Here is a 14,990-nt window from a genome sequence, read left to right on the forward strand (position 1 = left end):
CGTGAGCAGGCCGGACGAGCTGGGCCCGGCCGTGGACAGACGTAAAGCCCCTGGTAGGACAGGTCTCACCACAAGATCATGTCCGTAACCACCAGAGGCTTCACGTTGGTCACCTATGTTGCCACGCTCGATGTCCCGCGCCACGTCGTGGACCACCTCTCGCGTCTGCTCGCTGCCCACCGCCGCCGAATCGGCACCCCGCGCGGCAGCCGCGCGCTCGGCTCGTTCCGCCAGGCCGTGCTGGTCCTGCGCTGGTTCCGCGAACGCGGCTGCGTCCACTGCCTGGCCCGCGACGCTGGCATCTCCCAGGCCACCGGCTACCGCTACCTGCACGAAGGCATCGACGTCCTCGCCGCCCAGGCCCCCGACCTGCACGAGGTCCTGGACCGCTGCCAACAAGAGGGCATGACCCACGTGATCCTCGACGGCACGCTCATCGAAACGGACCGCCTCGCCGGCGTCCGCGACAACGGCAACGACCTGTGGTTCAGCCAGAAGCACAGGGCATTCGGCGGGAACGTACAGTTCCTGTCCGCCCCGGACGGCGCCCCGTTGTGGGTCTCCGAGGTGGAGCCCGGCTCCACCCCCGATATCACCGCCGCCCGCATCCACGCGCTCCCCGCGCTGTACAAGGCGGCGGCCGACGGCCTGCCCACCCTGGCCGACAAGGGCTACATCGGCGCCGGCATCGGCATCCTCGTCCCCGTCCGCCGCCCGAAGGGCCGGTCCGAACGGGCCCTGGACGCCGATACGCGCACCACGAACAGCCTGATCAGAGGCGTCCGAGCTCTCGGTGAACGTGCCGCAGCCGAACTCAAGCAGCGCTGGCGCACCCTGCAGTACATCACCCTCAGCCCCAGCCGGATCGGCGACATCGCCCGCGCCGCCCTCACCCTCAACAGAATCTGGAAATGACCACCGCTGAGAAAACGTCAATCACTCGCGAACTCTGTGGCCGGTGGCTCGACGAACTACGCGCAACCGCATAGCCGCCCACCAGCCGGCCGTCCACAGGTATTGACAATTACTCGGCGGAGTAACCGTGGATGGCGAGAAAACCGAGGGCGCCGGGGCGAATACGCCGCTTTGGCGATCCGGAGGCATCACGGCACAGAGTCGAATTGCAGATCAATCGGTGTGTTTCTAAAACGGGGTAAGGCCGCCCATGAGACAAGTTGCTACACGTGAGCAGCTACATGATCCCTTTCCATCGCCACGGCGGCGCCCCGGCCCGACCGCGCAAGCAGTCAATGCGGTATTGCGCCTCGCGCCGCCACTCCGGGTGACTGGCAGCGTGCTGCGCAGCATACGTCGTCATACGCAACTCGCGTGCACCGGCGAGGATTTCGTACCCTTCCCACTCCGTGACGTCGACGCCGTAGGTCTCGCAGAACGCGGCGTACTCCTCGGCAGACACCGCGCCGGTCGTGGTGAGCTTCACCGCGGTCGACACGAGATCCCACTCCGGTGGACCAAACGAAGCGCGCTCGAAGTCCATCAACAACGGGCCAGCCTCCGTGCGCGCCACGTTGCCGACCCATGCATCCCCGTGGACTACACACTCCGGCAGGCCCTTCGGTCTGGAAGCCCATTGCTGCTTGAGATCTTCAAGCCGGCCGTTCAGCCACTGTCGGTCATCGTCAGAAATTGTGCCCGCTGCGTCGATGCGCTCAACGAGCCGGACGAACGGGTCCAGCTCACCCAGTGGCAGGTCCGGTTTCGGCAGGGCGTGCAGTTGCTTGAGGAGCACGACGACGTCGGTGACGGTCCCGATTTCGTGTGGCGGCAGCTCTTGCCAGAACGTCACCGGGTGCCCGCTGGCTGCTACCGGCTGCCGCAGGTCAAGGGCGCGTACGGCGGGCACGCCCTGGGCGGCCAGCCAGCGGGCGACCTGAACCTCGCGCCCTGCGGCGGCGGACTGGCCGGGCCGAGCAATACGCACCACCATCCCCCCGGGCAGACGCCATATGGCGTTCTCAGCGATCCGTATCGGTTGGGCGTTGGTCGCGTCGAGGCCGGCGGCGAGGCACGCCTCCTCAAGTACGGCTTGGGTGGGCGCGGGCGAAGTGGTCACGCCTGCACCGTAGCCGCGATGCGCTCGCGCAGGTCGCTGGCCTCGGGGAGCTTCCGGTGACGGCCTGCGAACCGGGCGAGTTCCCGCAGGTCATCGGCGGCCCGGCAGGAGGTCAGCCTGCCGACGTCGTCCAGCGCTCGGTGGCCGAGCACGACCGCGTGCCGCGGATCGTCGCCCTTGGCCATGACCAGGGAAGCGAGTTTTGTCTCGGAGATGGCGCGCGAGCGGGTGAAGGCGTTGCCGTGGCCTTTCACCGCGATTTCGAAGCGGCGGGCCGCCTGCCCGGGGTCCTGGTCCGCGTGGACCGCGAGATCGAACAACGCGTGAGCGGTGTCGCCATGGTGCTGGGCGTAGTCGTAGTAGGCCATCCACGGCGGATCCTGTGCCGGGTCGGACTGTTCGAACGCGGCGTCGGCTTCTCCGACCGCGCGCAGGGTGTTGGCTACGTCGCGCATCTTGCCGAAGGCGCGGGCGCGGGCGGTGTGCAGCATGGCACGCTCGGTCGCGGTGAGTCGGTCGGAGCGCACCAGACCCTTCTCTGCGTGGGTTAGGCCAGTATCCGGATCTCCGACCCAGATTTCCTGCCGGGCCATGAACGAGTACGTCTTGGCGCGCAGGTGCCACTCCCCGGCTTCTTCCGCGCACTCAGCGGCTAGCCGGAAGCTGACTCGGGCATCGTCGTGGGCGTACGCGTCGAACTGCGAGGCGCCGACGACGATCCCTAACCGGGCTACAGAGGCTAGGAGTTCAGGCCGCAGGAGCTCGGGGCAGGGCACCGTCAGCAGGGAGGCGCCCCACATGATGGCACCGCGGGCGAGTTCTCGCACCGCGCCGCCGCCTCCGTACTCGTTGTCCTGGCGATGGATGACATCGGCCAGCGACTTCAGCTGCCCGATCTCGCGCGGGCGAATCTGAGTCGGGATCTCCCGGGGGGCGGCTGGGGTCACGAGGTGGACGAGGTCTATGGGGGCGATGGCGGCAAGGCCGCTCGTGGCGAGGAAGGCGCGACGGTCCACAGAGGCAGGGCTCCCGCTTGGAGGTGTTGTACTACCTCTGCCCAGGATGCGGCCTTCATGGATCTGAACCGACGCCTCCGCCCTGCCAGGGGGTGCACTTTCCGTTTCGGGGCGGGGTTTTTCCGTTTGCCCGAACACCATCCCCCACGCCCGGGTGAGGACTCCGCCCGTCTGCAGGACCTCGTCCAAGCGCTCAGCCAAGTCCTTTGAGCAGGTAGCAGTCCCCTTCTCGATCTTCTCAATGAGTGAACCACTGACCTGCACTTTTGCACCCAACTCGGCGTGCGTGAGAGGGCCGCGCTTCTTGCGCCAGGTCCGCAGTTCATGACCGAACCAGTCGCGCGGAGACGCGTCCGGAGTCAACTGCTTCTCGGGTCTTGGCATGGGCTGTTCCTCGCTCGCGAAACGGAAGATCGAGGTTTCCGAATCAAGATCTGCACGCGGTCCTGTCGGCCTGGCTCAATGGTTGCTCACGGCCGCCACCCCAGTACACACCGCATCCGGCGCCGGTTGGAGAGATTTCGTCGAACGAGGGAATCCCCGTGAAGGCAGACCTGATGGAGGCTCAACAGCCCGTTACTGACGGGACAAGCGCTACGGTCCGGACGCGTTCCGGAGCATGCGAAATCGACGTCGCTCTGACAGCCCCGGCCGTCTCGGTCGTGCGTGAGCTCGTCAGTGCGTGCCTACGTCTGTGGGGCCTGGCCGAACTCGACTGGCGGGTCACTCTCACTGTGTCCGAACTGCTGACGAACGCCTTCCAGCATGCCCGCAAGGTGGACGATTCCTCGGTTCCAGTGAAGGTCGTCCTCACCCGCACCCCCGACGGGGTCTTCCTGTGTGTCAGCGACCCGCACCCCCGGCTTCCGGCCCCCGTCTCGGCTGGCGACAACGACGAGGGCGGTCGCGGCCTGCTGCTGATCAAGAAGCTCAGCGACAGATACGGCTGCTCGTCCACTGCACACGGCAAAGACGTTTGGGCCACGATCCTGCACTCCGCGTAGCCGCAAATTCCCTGCCTCTCACAAGACCCGAAAGGACCACCACCATGTGCCGGCACTCGCCGTCCTTCCCCAGGGCCGAAGCGAAGGCCGACGGCGGTTCATCGCCAACGACGCTGAGTTCGGAAGACTTAAATGCGGCTTCGGGTTGGGGCCTGGCCCTCGCGCGGAAGCTCTTTTGGGAGGGAGACGTTAGCGAGGACGCTGGTACTTCCTGGTCTACCTTCCGTACCCCCCGCAGGAAGGGCGTGATGTACGCCCGCAGGGGCTCCAGCGTCGTGGAGTTACGGCAAGCCTGTCTCCGGGCGCTCCGCTGCGTCGCGCCAGTAGTCGACGAGCATCTCGCCCGGCCAGGCCGGCTGGCGGACGGAGCCTCGGGGCCCCATTTCCTGAAAATAGGGGGCCAGGTCAATCACTGGCGTCCCGTCGACTGCGTCGAGGTCGGTCACCAGAAGGTCGCGGCCGTCCACTCCCAGCAACCTCGGGTAGCTGACAGCCAGCTGGTTGGGGCGCCGGTGGTTTCGGTGGACGAATGTTCCGGTCGCCGGCCACTGCGCGTTGCCCCTGGGGCTGCGGGCGTGGAGCTGCACGTCCTGGGGCTGTGCCAGGTGGAAGCGCCAAGTCACCGTCAGGTGGGAGAACTCGGCGATTCCCTGCAGGGTTTCGAGGGGGTACGCCACATTGAGTCGGATCACCGATTGGACCCCGCCCTGGTAATCGTCCTGGACGCGAGTGTGGCCGTCGACGACCGTTGCGATCGATTCGACCTCGTACGTCGTCACCGGTACTGGTTCCTCTCCTCGGGCGGTGCTGGTCCGCGGGCTGCCGTCGGGCATCGAACGCCCACGTCGCGATCAGCCTATGGCCCGGAGCTTGCCCCGTGCCCGGCGGTCCAGCTCGGTGACATGTCGGCCTCCGCGTTGCCGGACAGGCGAGAGGTCGCTCTGGATGCGGACGATGACGTCACGCGTCCGGCCGGACTGGACGCCCGTCATGGCGTCAAGCGCTTCGTTCCAGGTTGCGCACGCCTCGTCGAGGTTTCCCCGCTGGACCTGGACGGCGCCCAGGTAGCCGAGCGTCACGCTGTGGGTGCGGGCGAACTGCTGGCGCCGACGCGTGGCCACACTGCGCTTGAAGTGGATCTCCGCGTCGAGGGGCTGGCCTATGTCGCGCAGGGCGCAGGCTGTCTCGTGGGCGAGGGAGGCTTCCTGGAAGAAGCCGACGCGGGCTGGCGCTTCGGCGGTGTCGGCGCGGGCAAGGTCGCGCTCTGCGCGGCTGATGGCTGCGAGGGTGCCGGCGCGGTCGCCGTCGGCCGCGAGTGCGCGGGCGTGGACGATCGCCAACAGCGCCTTCTCGCGGTGGCTGGCCTGGCCGTAGCGGTCGCGGGACATCGAGGCGTCGGCCAAGGCAAGCGCCCTACGTGGGTGCCCGAGGTCGACGGCCTGGTGGGCGAGGGCGCGCAGGACGTGGCCGCCGAGCGGTCCGTCGCCGGCCTCCGCCGCGATCCGGGCGGCGATGGTGAGGTAGCGCTGTGCGGTTCGGTGTTCGCCGGCGTCGAAGGCCATCCAGCCGGCGAGGTACGTCATCTCCGCGACCGCGGAGTACGTGTCGCCGCGGAGCTGATCTGTACGGAATCGGCCGCCGAGCAGCGGCACCGCCTCGTCGAGCAGGTGGCTGGCGAGGGCTTTGCGGCCGGATGCGCCGCCTCGCTGCTGGTCGCGCGCGGAGTAGTAGACCGTGAGGTCGCGGACGTCGTCGACGTCGGCCTGGGTCACCGAGCGCGAGGAGGCCGGTCGGCGGTTCGCCGCTGTAGCAGGGGCGGCCGTCCACCACGAGGTGGTGGGCAGGGCGAGGCCGGCTGCGGAGTAGGCGGCGGTGGCCAGCAGCTTGCGTCGGTGCATGTCGAGATCGTCGCTTCCCAGCTCGGCCAGTGCGGTCAGAGGGTCGACGCTCCAGTCGGATCCGGTGTCGGTTGTGCCTGTCGGCTCTTCTTCCAGTCCGAGGTCGGCCAGGGTGAGGCGGCGGCCGATCCTGCGGGACAGCGTCTCGCGCAGGATATGCGGCGCTCTGCCACTCGGCTTCGTGCCGAGGACCCACATGGAGATGTGCGAGCGGGAGATCGCCTCCAGTTCACGCACTCCGCACTCCGCGGCCACGCGGGCAACAGCGGCGGCGGCTTGCGGCTGGGACCAGTCTGCTTCGCGCAGGAGTGCGGCGAGGGCGACGTTGCGTTCACGGGCCATGTGCTGCCCCTCGGTTCCGAAATGATCTTTGGCGCCTTTGGCGGCCTTCCCGTCCGCGAAGGCATACCCCTCGGGCGGGATTCGCGGTTCGCTCAACGTAGCGGCCAGATCACTGACTTCGCACGCCGGCCGTCGGCTCCGACCGGCGATCTCTGCTCACTTTGGCTTGATCTGAACAGGAGTTGTGTCATGCGCCTTTCGCTGGACTCTCGCCGAGACGGCAGCCAGCTCGTGGGCGGGCGCGGGCGGCGAGCGCCCGTCACCGAGGCGCCGGCGCCGGAGCGCGATCACGTGGTGGCCGCGTCGGAGACGGTGACGCTGGTGCTGGGCGAGGATTCGCCACTGCACGAGAGCGCCGCCGACGTGGAGGACCTCGTTCGCCTTCTGCGAGGCCACGTTGCCCAGTTGGGCGCACGGACCGCTCCGGGGATTCCCGCCCTGCTGCGCGCGCAGCAGCTCTGCTCCGACAGCGTCCCCGAGGACTACGTGCCGAGCCGGGTGTACCTGGTCAGGCTCGCCAAGGCCACCCAGGAGCTGACGGCTTACGTGGAACCCGGCGGTCCCGAGCCGATCAGCGTGGAGGGCGGGCGGCGTTGGCGCAGGCCGACGGTCAACGTGCTGCGCGGAGCCGTCTTCGCCCTCGCCCTGGCCTGTCTGGTCTTCGCCGCTTCGGTGCCGCGGGCATGACGGCGACCGGCGCCGTCGTCATCGCTCTGGTCCTCGGACCGACGGCCTGGCTGGTGCTTTGCGGCGAGAGGGCGGCCAGCCCTGCACGAGCCGTCGAGGACCTGCCGCCGCCCGGCAGCGCTCCCCCTCATCCCCGTGACCACCGACCTGACTTCTGCCCACCGTTCCCGGCCGCTGCGGCGGCCCCGATACGACCCCGGACCCGCGGGGCTCACGGAGATCCACACGATGAATCGACTTCCGCGCATCGAGCAGTACGGCCTGATCGGCGACACGCAGACCAGCGCCCATGTCTGCGATGACGGTTCGATCGACTGGCTGTGCCTGCCCCGCTTCGACTCACCAGCCGTCTTCGCCCGGCTCCTGGGCACGCAGAAGCACGGCACCTGGCAGATCGCTCCAGCGCAGCCTGCTGACCAGCCCGGCTCCGAAGCGATCGCCGAGCGCCGGTACCGCGGTGACTCGCTCGTCCTCGAATCGGTGTGGCGCACGCCGACGGGTTCGGTCCGCGTCCTGGACTTCATGCCGCCGCGCGACGGGGCACCGCAGGTGATCCGGATCGTCGAGGGCCTGACCGGCGAGGTGGAGATGGTTTCGGCCATGCGTCCGAGGCCGGGATACGGCAACGTCAACCCGTGGATCCACGAGGTCGGTGGGCGCATGGTCGCGGAGGCCGGCGCGGACGCGCTGTGGCTCGACACCTGCGTCCCGCAGGTGGAGAAGGACGGCGTCGTCGTCAGCGCCTTCGCCATCGGCGCCGGGCAGAGCGTGGCGTTCGTGCTCAGTTGGTGCCCGTCCCACGCCGCCGCGCCCGACCTTCCCAACCCGGAGGCCGCGCTCACCGAGACGCTCGCCTTCTGGCGGGACTGGACGCAGGAGTGCGCCTACGACGGACCCTACCGCGAGGCCGTGGTCCGTTCCTTGATCGCGCTGAAGGCGATGACGTACGGGCCGAGCGGCGGGATCGTGGCGGCGCCAACCACGTCGCTTCCCGAGGAGATAGGCGGCCACCGGAACTGGGACTACCGCTTCACCTGGCTGCGCGATGCCTCCACGACGCTGGCCGCGCTGCTGGGCACCGGGTACCGGCAGGAGGCGCAGGCATGGCGACGCTGGCTGCTGCGGGCGGTGGCCGGCGACCCGGAGAACCTGCAGATCATGTACGGGATCACCGGGGAACGTGACCTGCGGGAACAGGAACTGCCCTGGCTTCCCGGGTATGAGGACTCGACGCCGGTACGGGTCGGCAACGGAGCGGCGGACCAGCTCCAGCTCGACGTGTACGGCGAGGTGATCGAGACCCTGTACCTCGCGCACCGGAGCGGTGTGGCCCACTGCGCCGACACCGCGGTGTTGCACCAGCGGCTCGTCGAGCATCTGTCCCGGCGCTGGCAGGAGCCCGACGAGGGGATCTGGGAGATCCGGGGGGCGCGCCGGCACTTCGTCCACTCCAAGGTGATGGCCTGGATGGCGGTCGACCGCACCATCCGCCTGGCTGAGGCCGGCGCGCTCGACATCGACCTGGCGCCCCTGGTCGAGCTGCGGGCGGCGATCCACCACGAGGTCTGCGCCAAGGGGTTCGACCCGGTGCGCAACACGTTCACCCAGTCCTACGGCTCGCGGCAACTGGACGCCGCCACGCTACTGATCCCCCGCGTCGGCTTCCTGCCGCCCGACGACCCGCGCGTCGTCGGCACGGTGGACGCGGTACGTCGTGAACTCTCCACGCCGGAGGGTCTCGTGTACCGGTACCCGACCCTCGGCAAGCGCACCGGGGTGGACGGCTTGAAGGGCAATGAGGGCACGTTTGTCCTCTGTTCCTTCTGGCTCGTCGATGGCCTGGCCCTGACCGGCCGCCTCGATGAAGCCCGCAGCCTCTTCGAGCGCCTCCTGGCGCTGCGCAACGACCTCGGGCTCCTGGCGGAGGAGTACGACCCCGTCCAGCAGCGCCAGCTCGGGAACTTCCCGCAGGCGTTCAGCCACATGGGCCTTATCCAGAGCGCCCGGCTCCTTCAGCTTCTGACGACGGGGCCGTCCCGCCTCCGCGGTGCGGTGGCGGTTCCGGCGCCCCGCTCGACCTCCCGCAGCACGCGCCAGAGCACCGCAGACCTGACGCCGCAGCACGCTTAACCACCCACCCCCTGACGAGGATTCCCATGCCTGACAGCGCCTTCCCGGCACGGCCGGCCGCTACCGGCCACCGCAGACGGCGGCCTCCGGTCGACGCGATCACGCTGCACCGTGCCCGCCGCGCCGTGGCACTGCCCTTGGTGCTTCTTGCCGCGCTGCTTGCGGCCGCCTTCACCCTCCGGTCGGTGTCCGCGGTAGGCCCCGGCTGGATCCTGGCCGGCCTGGTGTGCGGACTGGCCGGGGTCGCCACGGTCGCGGCTCGCGAAGCGCGCACCGCCGCCGCAGCCGTGCAGACGGCCGCAGAGGAGGCCCAGGCAGCGGCGCTGACGATGGTTGCGGGGGCAGCGGCGGCCGTCGAGAAGTCGGTGCAGTGGTCGGCGGACGAGCTGTGTCGCGGGGGGCGCCCGACGCTGCAGGACCCGCAGGCGCCGCCATCGGCCAGTGCGAACGCCGGGATCAACAACGCGCTGGGTGCACTCCAGGTGCAGGCCATCGCCTCGCTGATACGGGTGCACGACGAGTCCCAGTCCGTCGTCCTCCTGGAAGTGCTGCGCCGCCTGGCCATGCGCGAGCACGCCCTGGTCGGCAAGGCGCTCCTGGCGCTGAGCGAGCTGGAGATGCTGACCGACGACCCGGAACTGTTGGCCAAGATCTTCGAGATCGATCACCTCGTGACGCGGATGCGGCGCCAGGTCGAGAGCACGGCGGTGCTGGGCGGGCAGTCCTTGCGCAGCGCACGCCGGCCCGTTCCCGTCACGACCGCGCTCCGCGGTGCGGTCTCCGAGGTCGTGCAGTATCCGCGTGTGGCCGTCGCGGCCGGGTCCGTGGGCGCCGAGCTGGGCCTTCCCGGCCATGTGGGCCCGGACCTGACGCACCTGCTGGCGGAGCTGATCGAGAACGCTTGTGAGTGCTCCGATCCGGCGACGAAGGTGATGGTGCGTGCGCAGCGGGTGGCGAACGGGCTGGCGGTCGAGGTCGAGGACCGGGCCATCCCCATGCATCCGCAGGCGCGGGCACAGGTGAACCACCTGCTCAAGGCTCCCGACGAGGTCGACGTGAGCGGCCAGGTGCGAGCAGGACAACTCGGGCTGCTGGTCGCCTCGAAGATCGCCCAGTCACACGGGCTGTCCGTCGTCCTGCAGGAGAACGTGACAGGAGGCACCACCGCCCTGGTCGTCATTCCGGCGCGGCTCCTCGTCGCGATTCCCCCCGTCGAGAACACCGGCATGCCCCCCAAGGAGACTCGCTCCTCCAGGCCGTCGGCGCGGCAGGCCGCCGCAGCACCAGCCGTCCCGTCGGCAGGTCAGGCCACGCCCCCGGGCCCCGCCGGCGCACCGAGAGCCGGCGCGGCAGGTCACCCTGCGGACGCGCCCGCCCTTCCCACCCGTACGCGTCGGGCCGGCTCATTCCGTCCGCCACGCGAGCGTGAGCAAGCGCCCGTGACCGCAGCGACGCCAGGGCTCGCAGCCGCCTTCCGCACCGGCATCCAGGCCGGCGGCACCGCCACCTCTCCCCCCGCTCCGGATGAGCACCCCAGACCCTGAACCACCACCCCCTGCCCTCCCCCGTTCTCGCTGGCCCGCTCACACGCGTTGGCCCCTTCCCCTTCTGGAGCGATCCCCATGAGCACCCACCCCGAGGTGCACACCGTGACCGGCGCGGCCGCATCCGAGACCACCGCGAGCGGTCAGCGGGACGTCATGGCCTGGCTGCTGCGTCAGTTCGCCGCCGACGTCCCGGGCGTCACACACGCCGTCCTGCTGTCGCGGGACGGGCTGCGCCTGCTGGACAGCGACGTGGACAAGGACTGGGCGGACGAGCTGTCGGCCGCCATCAGCGGCGTCGCCTCCCTCGCGGCGAACATCACCGGTCCCAGCAACAAGAAGCGGCCGGCCCGGCAGGTCATCATCGAGCGAGACGACTGCCTGTTCTTCGTCCAGAGCGCCGGGCGCAGCGCCGCCTTCGACAACGGCCCCGGCAACGAACGCGGTGAGGTGGACACGATCCTCGCCGTCATCGCCACCACGGACGCCGACGCGGGCGGCGTCGGCTTCGAGATGGGTCGCCTCATGGCGAAGTTCGCCCCCTACATGCTGATTCCCGTCCGCGTCGGCACGAGCGGCGACGTCCGGTGACCAGGCACGGCCGCGCGGCCGAGGAGTCGACGTTCGTGCGGACTTACACCCTGACACGCGGGCGCACCAGGCCACGGCATCTGCTCGGTCTGGACACCGTGCTGGAAGCCGGACCGGGACGGCCCGGCCCGGCGCAAGCCGAGGAAAGCGAGGAGATCTTCGCCCTGTGCCGGGCACGCCGCCGCTCGGTGACCGAACTGGCGGGCCGCCTCGGCCGGCCTGTCACCGCCGTCAAGGTTCTCGTCTCCGACCTGTTGGACGCCGACGCCCTGGTCGTCCCCGTCACCGCCCCCTACGCCGCATCCGGCTCGGACTCGGATGCCGGTCCCTCCACCCAGCTGCTGGCGGCCCTTTCCGCGGGCCTGAAGAGGAAGTGGCCCGATGCCATCGCCTACCCCCAAGCCGGATGACCCGGCCATGGTCCTGCGTCCTTCGCCGCGCCCGCCCGCCGGCTGCGCACCGACCGTGCTGAAGATCGTGATCGCCGGGGGCTTCGGAGCGGGCAAGACCACCGCCGTGGGCGCCGTCAGCGAGATCACGCCGCTGAGCACGGAGGAGTACCTGACCGAGGCGAGCGCGGACGTGGACAGCCTGGCGGGCATCGAGGCCAAGCAGACCACCACGGTCGCCTTCGACTTCGGCCGCCTGAGCCTGCCCGACGCGCCCGTGCCCCTGGAACTGTTCCTGTTCGGCACGCCGGGCCAGGACCGGTTCGTCGACCTCTGGTACGACCTCTCCCGCGGCGCCGTCGGGGCGGTCGTCCTGGTGGACACCCGCCGGTTGGAGAGCAGCTTCACCCCTGTCAGCTTCTTCGAGGACGTCGGCCTGCCCTTCGTCGTCGCCGTCAACCAGTTCGACGGAGCACACCGCTACCACCCCGAGCAGGTCCGCACCGCCCTCGAACTCCCCGCCTCCGTACCGGTGGTCACCTGCGACGCCCGCGACCCGAACCACGTCGCCGGCGTTCTGCTCACCCTCGTCGGCCACGCCGTGAACAACGCCTCCACGAGCCGCGTTGGTCTCGCACCCACTACCACCCTCCAGGACGCCTGATGTCACAGCACCCCAGCGACCCCTACCGCGCTCCGCATGCCGCACCGCCCGCACGGTCCCTGCCGCGACGCGACATGCGGTACGCCACCCGCGGACCGTTCACCCCGCCCGCCACCGCCGTCACCGGCTCGCAGACCCAGCAGGTACCGGAGCTGGCGCAGCGGTACGAGCTGCTCAACCGCCTGGGCGTTCCCACCGTGGCCAACGAGGACTTCGACAACCTGGCCCGCGACATGGCCGCGCAGGCCGGGTTCCTGTACGGGTTCGTCAACCTGTTCCTGGAGGAGCAGACCTTCGTCGGACTGCACCAGCCGCCGGTGGACAGCGGGTACGTCATCGTCGGCCGCACCATGAGCCGCGACCACGGGTGGTGTCCGGAGGTCATGGCCCGCAGGAAGGCTCTCCCACTGCACGACGTGCACGCCAGCCCGCGCTTCAGCGGCAACCACGTTGTCGACGCCGTCGGGATCCGCTCGTACTTCGGCGCACCGCTCATACACGACAGCGGCACGGTGCTGGGCACGGTGTGCGTCATCGACCCGGAGAAGCGGCCCCTGAGCGAGGCGCAACGACTGCGGGACATCGTCATCAACGCCGGGGCCCAGGTGATGAACCACATCGCCCGTGCGCCCGTCCGCTAGGCCCGTTCCACCCCCCACCCGGGAGCCGTAGGCGATCCCCGGCCGCTCCACGTTGCGACCTTCACCCAGGGAGAGGGAGACCATGTCCGCCACACCCGCTACACCGCCGCCTGCGTTGCGTCCCTACCTCACCGCCCGCCACGAACTGCTGTGGGACGAGGCGGACGCCTTTGCGGCCGAGCACGTCGCGCCGCGCGCCGCGCGGATGGAGGCCGCCCCGGGCAGGGTGGAGCGCAAGGTGGCCGACCTGATGGCCGCACGAGGTTGGTTTGCCGTCACCGTCCCGGCCGCCTTCGGCGGGCTGGGCGCCGGGCACGTGGCCAAGACGATCCTGGTCCACCGCATCGCGCGGGTCTCGGCGGCTGCCGCGGCCATCCTGCAGGCCAGCTTGATCCCCGTCGGCGCCCTGCTGCACTTCGCCAGCTACGAGCAGAAGGGCCGCTGGCTGCCCGGAGTCGCGGACGGTTCCCTGCTGCTGTCGATCGCCGTAACCGAACCGCTCGCCGGCGGACACATCGGCGGCATCGAAACCACCGCCGAACGCGCCGGCAACCAGTGGGTGATCACCGGCAGCAAGATCCACATAGGCAACAGCCACCTCGCGGGCGCCCACCTCGTCATCGCCCGCACCGCCAAGGCTGGCGCGAGCACCTCCCAGGCGCTGACCGCGTTCATGGTCGAAGCCGACCGACCCGGGCTCTCCGTCCCCGGCCACCGCGCTGGCCTCGGCCTGCACGGCTTCTCCGCCGGCCGCCTCGACCTCGACCACGTCCGTGTCCCCGACGACAACGTGGTCGGAGAAATCGGCCAAGGACTGAGCGTGGCCCAGAGCAGCAGCATCCTGTACGGCCGTCCCAACCTTGCCGCCGTCAGCCTCGGCATCCACGAAGCGGTCGTGGCCACCACCACTGCCCGCCTCAAGACCCGGCCTCGCTACCGGGGCTCCCTGTCCGGCCTGCCCGTCCTGCGGGACCGCATCGGCGCCATGGAGGCCGGACTGCGCGCCGGCCGCATCCTCGCCTACCAGTCCGTACACCTCCTCGACCAGGGCCTGCCCTGCGACGCCGACCTGATCAACGCCAAATACCTCGGCCACCAGTGGGCAGCGCAGTCCGCCCAGGACGCCATGGAACTGCACGGCGCCCACGCCCTCGACCGCGACTACGTCCTCCAGCGCCTGTGGCGCGACATCCAGCACACCTACCCGCCCGCCGGCACCGGCGAAGTCCAGCGCATACGCCTGGCCGACGCCGCCTTCGACGAGGACCACATCCAGTGGTCCGAACGCCTCGCCGCCGAAGCCGCCTGGGCACGCCCCGACCCCACCGCCGCATGAGCCCCCGTACGCGGCACCCCGTGAATCCACACCGCCGCGCACGGGCCGGTGCCGCCGGCCCCCGTCCCCCGCGGGGACCGGCGGCACCCACCCCGGTGACCGTCCGTTCCAGCCGAGAAAGAGACACCGTGACCCCGCCCGTGACGACCAGCGCACCGATCAGCCCTCTGACGCCAACGTTGCAGCGCGTCGCCCAGCACCTCGCGAAGGGCTGTGCACCCCAAGAGATCGCAGCGAAGACAGGGCTGTCGGCGGTCACCGTCCGCCAGTACATCCGCGACATCCGCGAGAGCCTCCACTGCCCGCCCCGTTGCAAGCCGCCCATCATCGTGCACCGCCTATTCACCACCCAGCAGGTGGCCTCTCCCCCGGCGGACAGGCCAGCTCCGAAACTCAGCCCCGAACAGATGCTGTTACTCCGAGCCGTCGCCGAGCACAGCGATACGCGCGACATCGCCGTCGCCGCCAAGCTCGCCCCGGCCGACCAGCGCGCCGCGCTCGACCAGCTCCTCGCCGACACGGGCGCCCAGGACACCACCGAACTGGTGGTCCTGGCGCACAGTTGGCAGCTACTGCCGGCCGAGCAGTCTCACCGGACGCGAAGCGGGGCGAGCCAGTGAGCCGGCCCACGACCCCCACGGCCAGCGAGGACCGCTCCGCCCCCGTCCCGTTCA

At 70.0% G+C, this 14,990-nt stretch carries 15 protein-coding genes; 11 read left to right on the plus strand and 4 right to left on the minus strand.

Translation table 11 applies throughout. The features are described from left to right. The first annotated feature begins 105 nt into the window (after positions 1 to 105). Entirely contained in the window at positions 106 to 915 is an 810-nt protein-coding gene (locus ACTYVM_RS34445; RefSeq protein ID WP_445524258.1) for a transposase family protein, read from the plus strand. Between the two features lie 277 nt (positions 916 to 1,192). On the opposite strand, the gene ACTYVM_RS34450 is transcribed toward ACTYVM_RS34445, so the two are convergent. Continuing rightward, on the minus strand, positions 1,193 to 2,074 hold the full coding sequence (locus ACTYVM_RS34450) for an aminoglycoside phosphotransferase family protein (protein WP_445529720.1): 882 nt from the start codon (positions 2,072 to 2,074) through the stop codon (positions 1,193 to 1,195). Further along, complete coding sequence (locus ACTYVM_RS34455) at positions 2,071 to 3,474, minus strand: helix-turn-helix domain-containing protein (RefSeq protein ID WP_445529721.1); 1,404 nt, start codon at positions 3,472 to 3,474, stop codon at positions 2,071 to 2,073. Before ACTYVM_RS34455 ends, ACTYVM_RS34450 begins: the two co-directional genes overlap by 4 nt. A 278-nt stretch (positions 3,475 to 3,752) precedes the next feature. Here ACTYVM_RS34455 and ACTYVM_RS34460 point away from each other — a divergent pair, with 278 nt between their 5' ends. Beyond that, positions 3,753 to 4,094, plus strand: coding sequence for an ATP-binding protein (locus tag ACTYVM_RS34460; protein WP_253266249.1), 342 nt, complete (start codon positions 3,753 to 3,755; stop codon positions 4,092 to 4,094). Between the two features lie 281 nt (positions 4,095 to 4,375). Here ACTYVM_RS34460 and ACTYVM_RS34465 read toward each other — a convergent pair whose 3' ends face one another. Continuing rightward, a complete protein-coding gene (locus ACTYVM_RS34465; RefSeq protein WP_445529722.1) occupies positions 4,376 to 4,873 on the minus strand; it encodes an SAM-dependent methyltransferase in 498 nt (165 codons plus the stop codon). 72 nt (positions 4,874 to 4,945) lie between these two features. Continuing rightward, a complete protein-coding gene (locus ACTYVM_RS34470) occupies positions 4,946 to 6,334 on the minus strand; it encodes an NsdA family TPR-like regulatory protein (protein WP_445529723.1) in 1,389 nt (462 codons plus the stop codon). Positions 6,335 to 6,523: 189 nt separating this feature from the next. On the opposite strand from ACTYVM_RS34470, the gene ACTYVM_RS34475 reads away from it, so the two are divergent. The 9 genes from ACTYVM_RS34475 to ACTYVM_RS34515 all read left to right on the plus strand — a co-directional run bounded on the left by ACTYVM_RS34475 (position 6,524) and on the right by ACTYVM_RS34515 (position 14,936). Then, positions 6,524 to 7,021, plus strand: a complete 498-nt coding sequence (locus tag ACTYVM_RS34475; RefSeq protein WP_445529724.1) for a DUF6415 family natural product biosynthesis protein — start codon at positions 6,524 to 6,526, stop codon at positions 7,019 to 7,021. A 228-nt stretch (positions 7,022 to 7,249) separates the two neighbouring features. Beyond that, complete coding sequence (locus ACTYVM_RS34480; protein ID WP_445529725.1) at positions 7,250 to 9,151, plus strand: glycoside hydrolase family 15 protein; 1,902 nt, start codon at positions 7,250 to 7,252, stop codon at positions 9,149 to 9,151. Between the two features lie 26 nt (positions 9,152 to 9,177). Continuing rightward, positions 9,178 to 10,695 (plus strand): sensor histidine kinase, encoded by a 1,518-nt coding sequence (locus ACTYVM_RS34485; protein WP_445529726.1) that lies wholly within the window; start codon positions 9,178 to 9,180, stop codon positions 10,693 to 10,695. A gap of 78 nt (positions 10,696 to 10,773) precedes the next feature. After that, entirely contained in the window at positions 10,774 to 11,286 is a 513-nt protein-coding gene (locus ACTYVM_RS34490) for a roadblock/LC7 domain-containing protein (protein ID WP_445529727.1), read from the plus strand. Then, positions 11,283 to 11,696 carry a DUF742 domain-containing protein gene (locus ACTYVM_RS34495; protein ID WP_445529728.1) on the plus strand — a complete coding sequence of 138 codons (414 nt, stop codon included), beginning with the start codon at positions 11,283 to 11,285 and terminating at the stop codon, positions 11,694 to 11,696. The genes ACTYVM_RS34490 and ACTYVM_RS34495 overlap by 4 nt, the downstream gene beginning before the upstream one ends. 7 nt (positions 11,697 to 11,703) lie before the next feature. Beyond that, positions 11,704 to 12,339, plus strand: coding sequence for a GTP-binding protein (locus ACTYVM_RS34500; RefSeq protein ID WP_445529773.1), 636 nt, complete (start codon positions 11,704 to 11,706; stop codon positions 12,337 to 12,339). After that, positions 12,339 to 12,980, plus strand: coding sequence for a GAF domain-containing protein (locus ACTYVM_RS34505; protein ID WP_445529729.1), 642 nt, complete (start codon positions 12,339 to 12,341; stop codon positions 12,978 to 12,980). The genes ACTYVM_RS34500 and ACTYVM_RS34505 overlap by 1 nt, the downstream gene beginning before the upstream one ends. Before the next feature lie 82 nt (positions 12,981 to 13,062). Then, a complete protein-coding gene (locus ACTYVM_RS34510; RefSeq protein ID WP_445529730.1) occupies positions 13,063 to 14,316 on the plus strand; it encodes an acyl-CoA dehydrogenase family protein in 1,254 nt (417 codons plus the stop codon). Positions 14,317 to 14,456: 140 nt separating this feature from the next. After that, positions 14,457 to 14,936, plus strand: a complete 480-nt coding sequence (locus tag ACTYVM_RS34515) for a DNA-binding protein (protein WP_445529731.1) — start codon at positions 14,457 to 14,459, stop codon at positions 14,934 to 14,936. Positions 14,937 to 14,990: the final 54 nt, after the last annotated feature.

This window comes from Streptomyces cyslabdanicus (assembly GCF_052663305.1).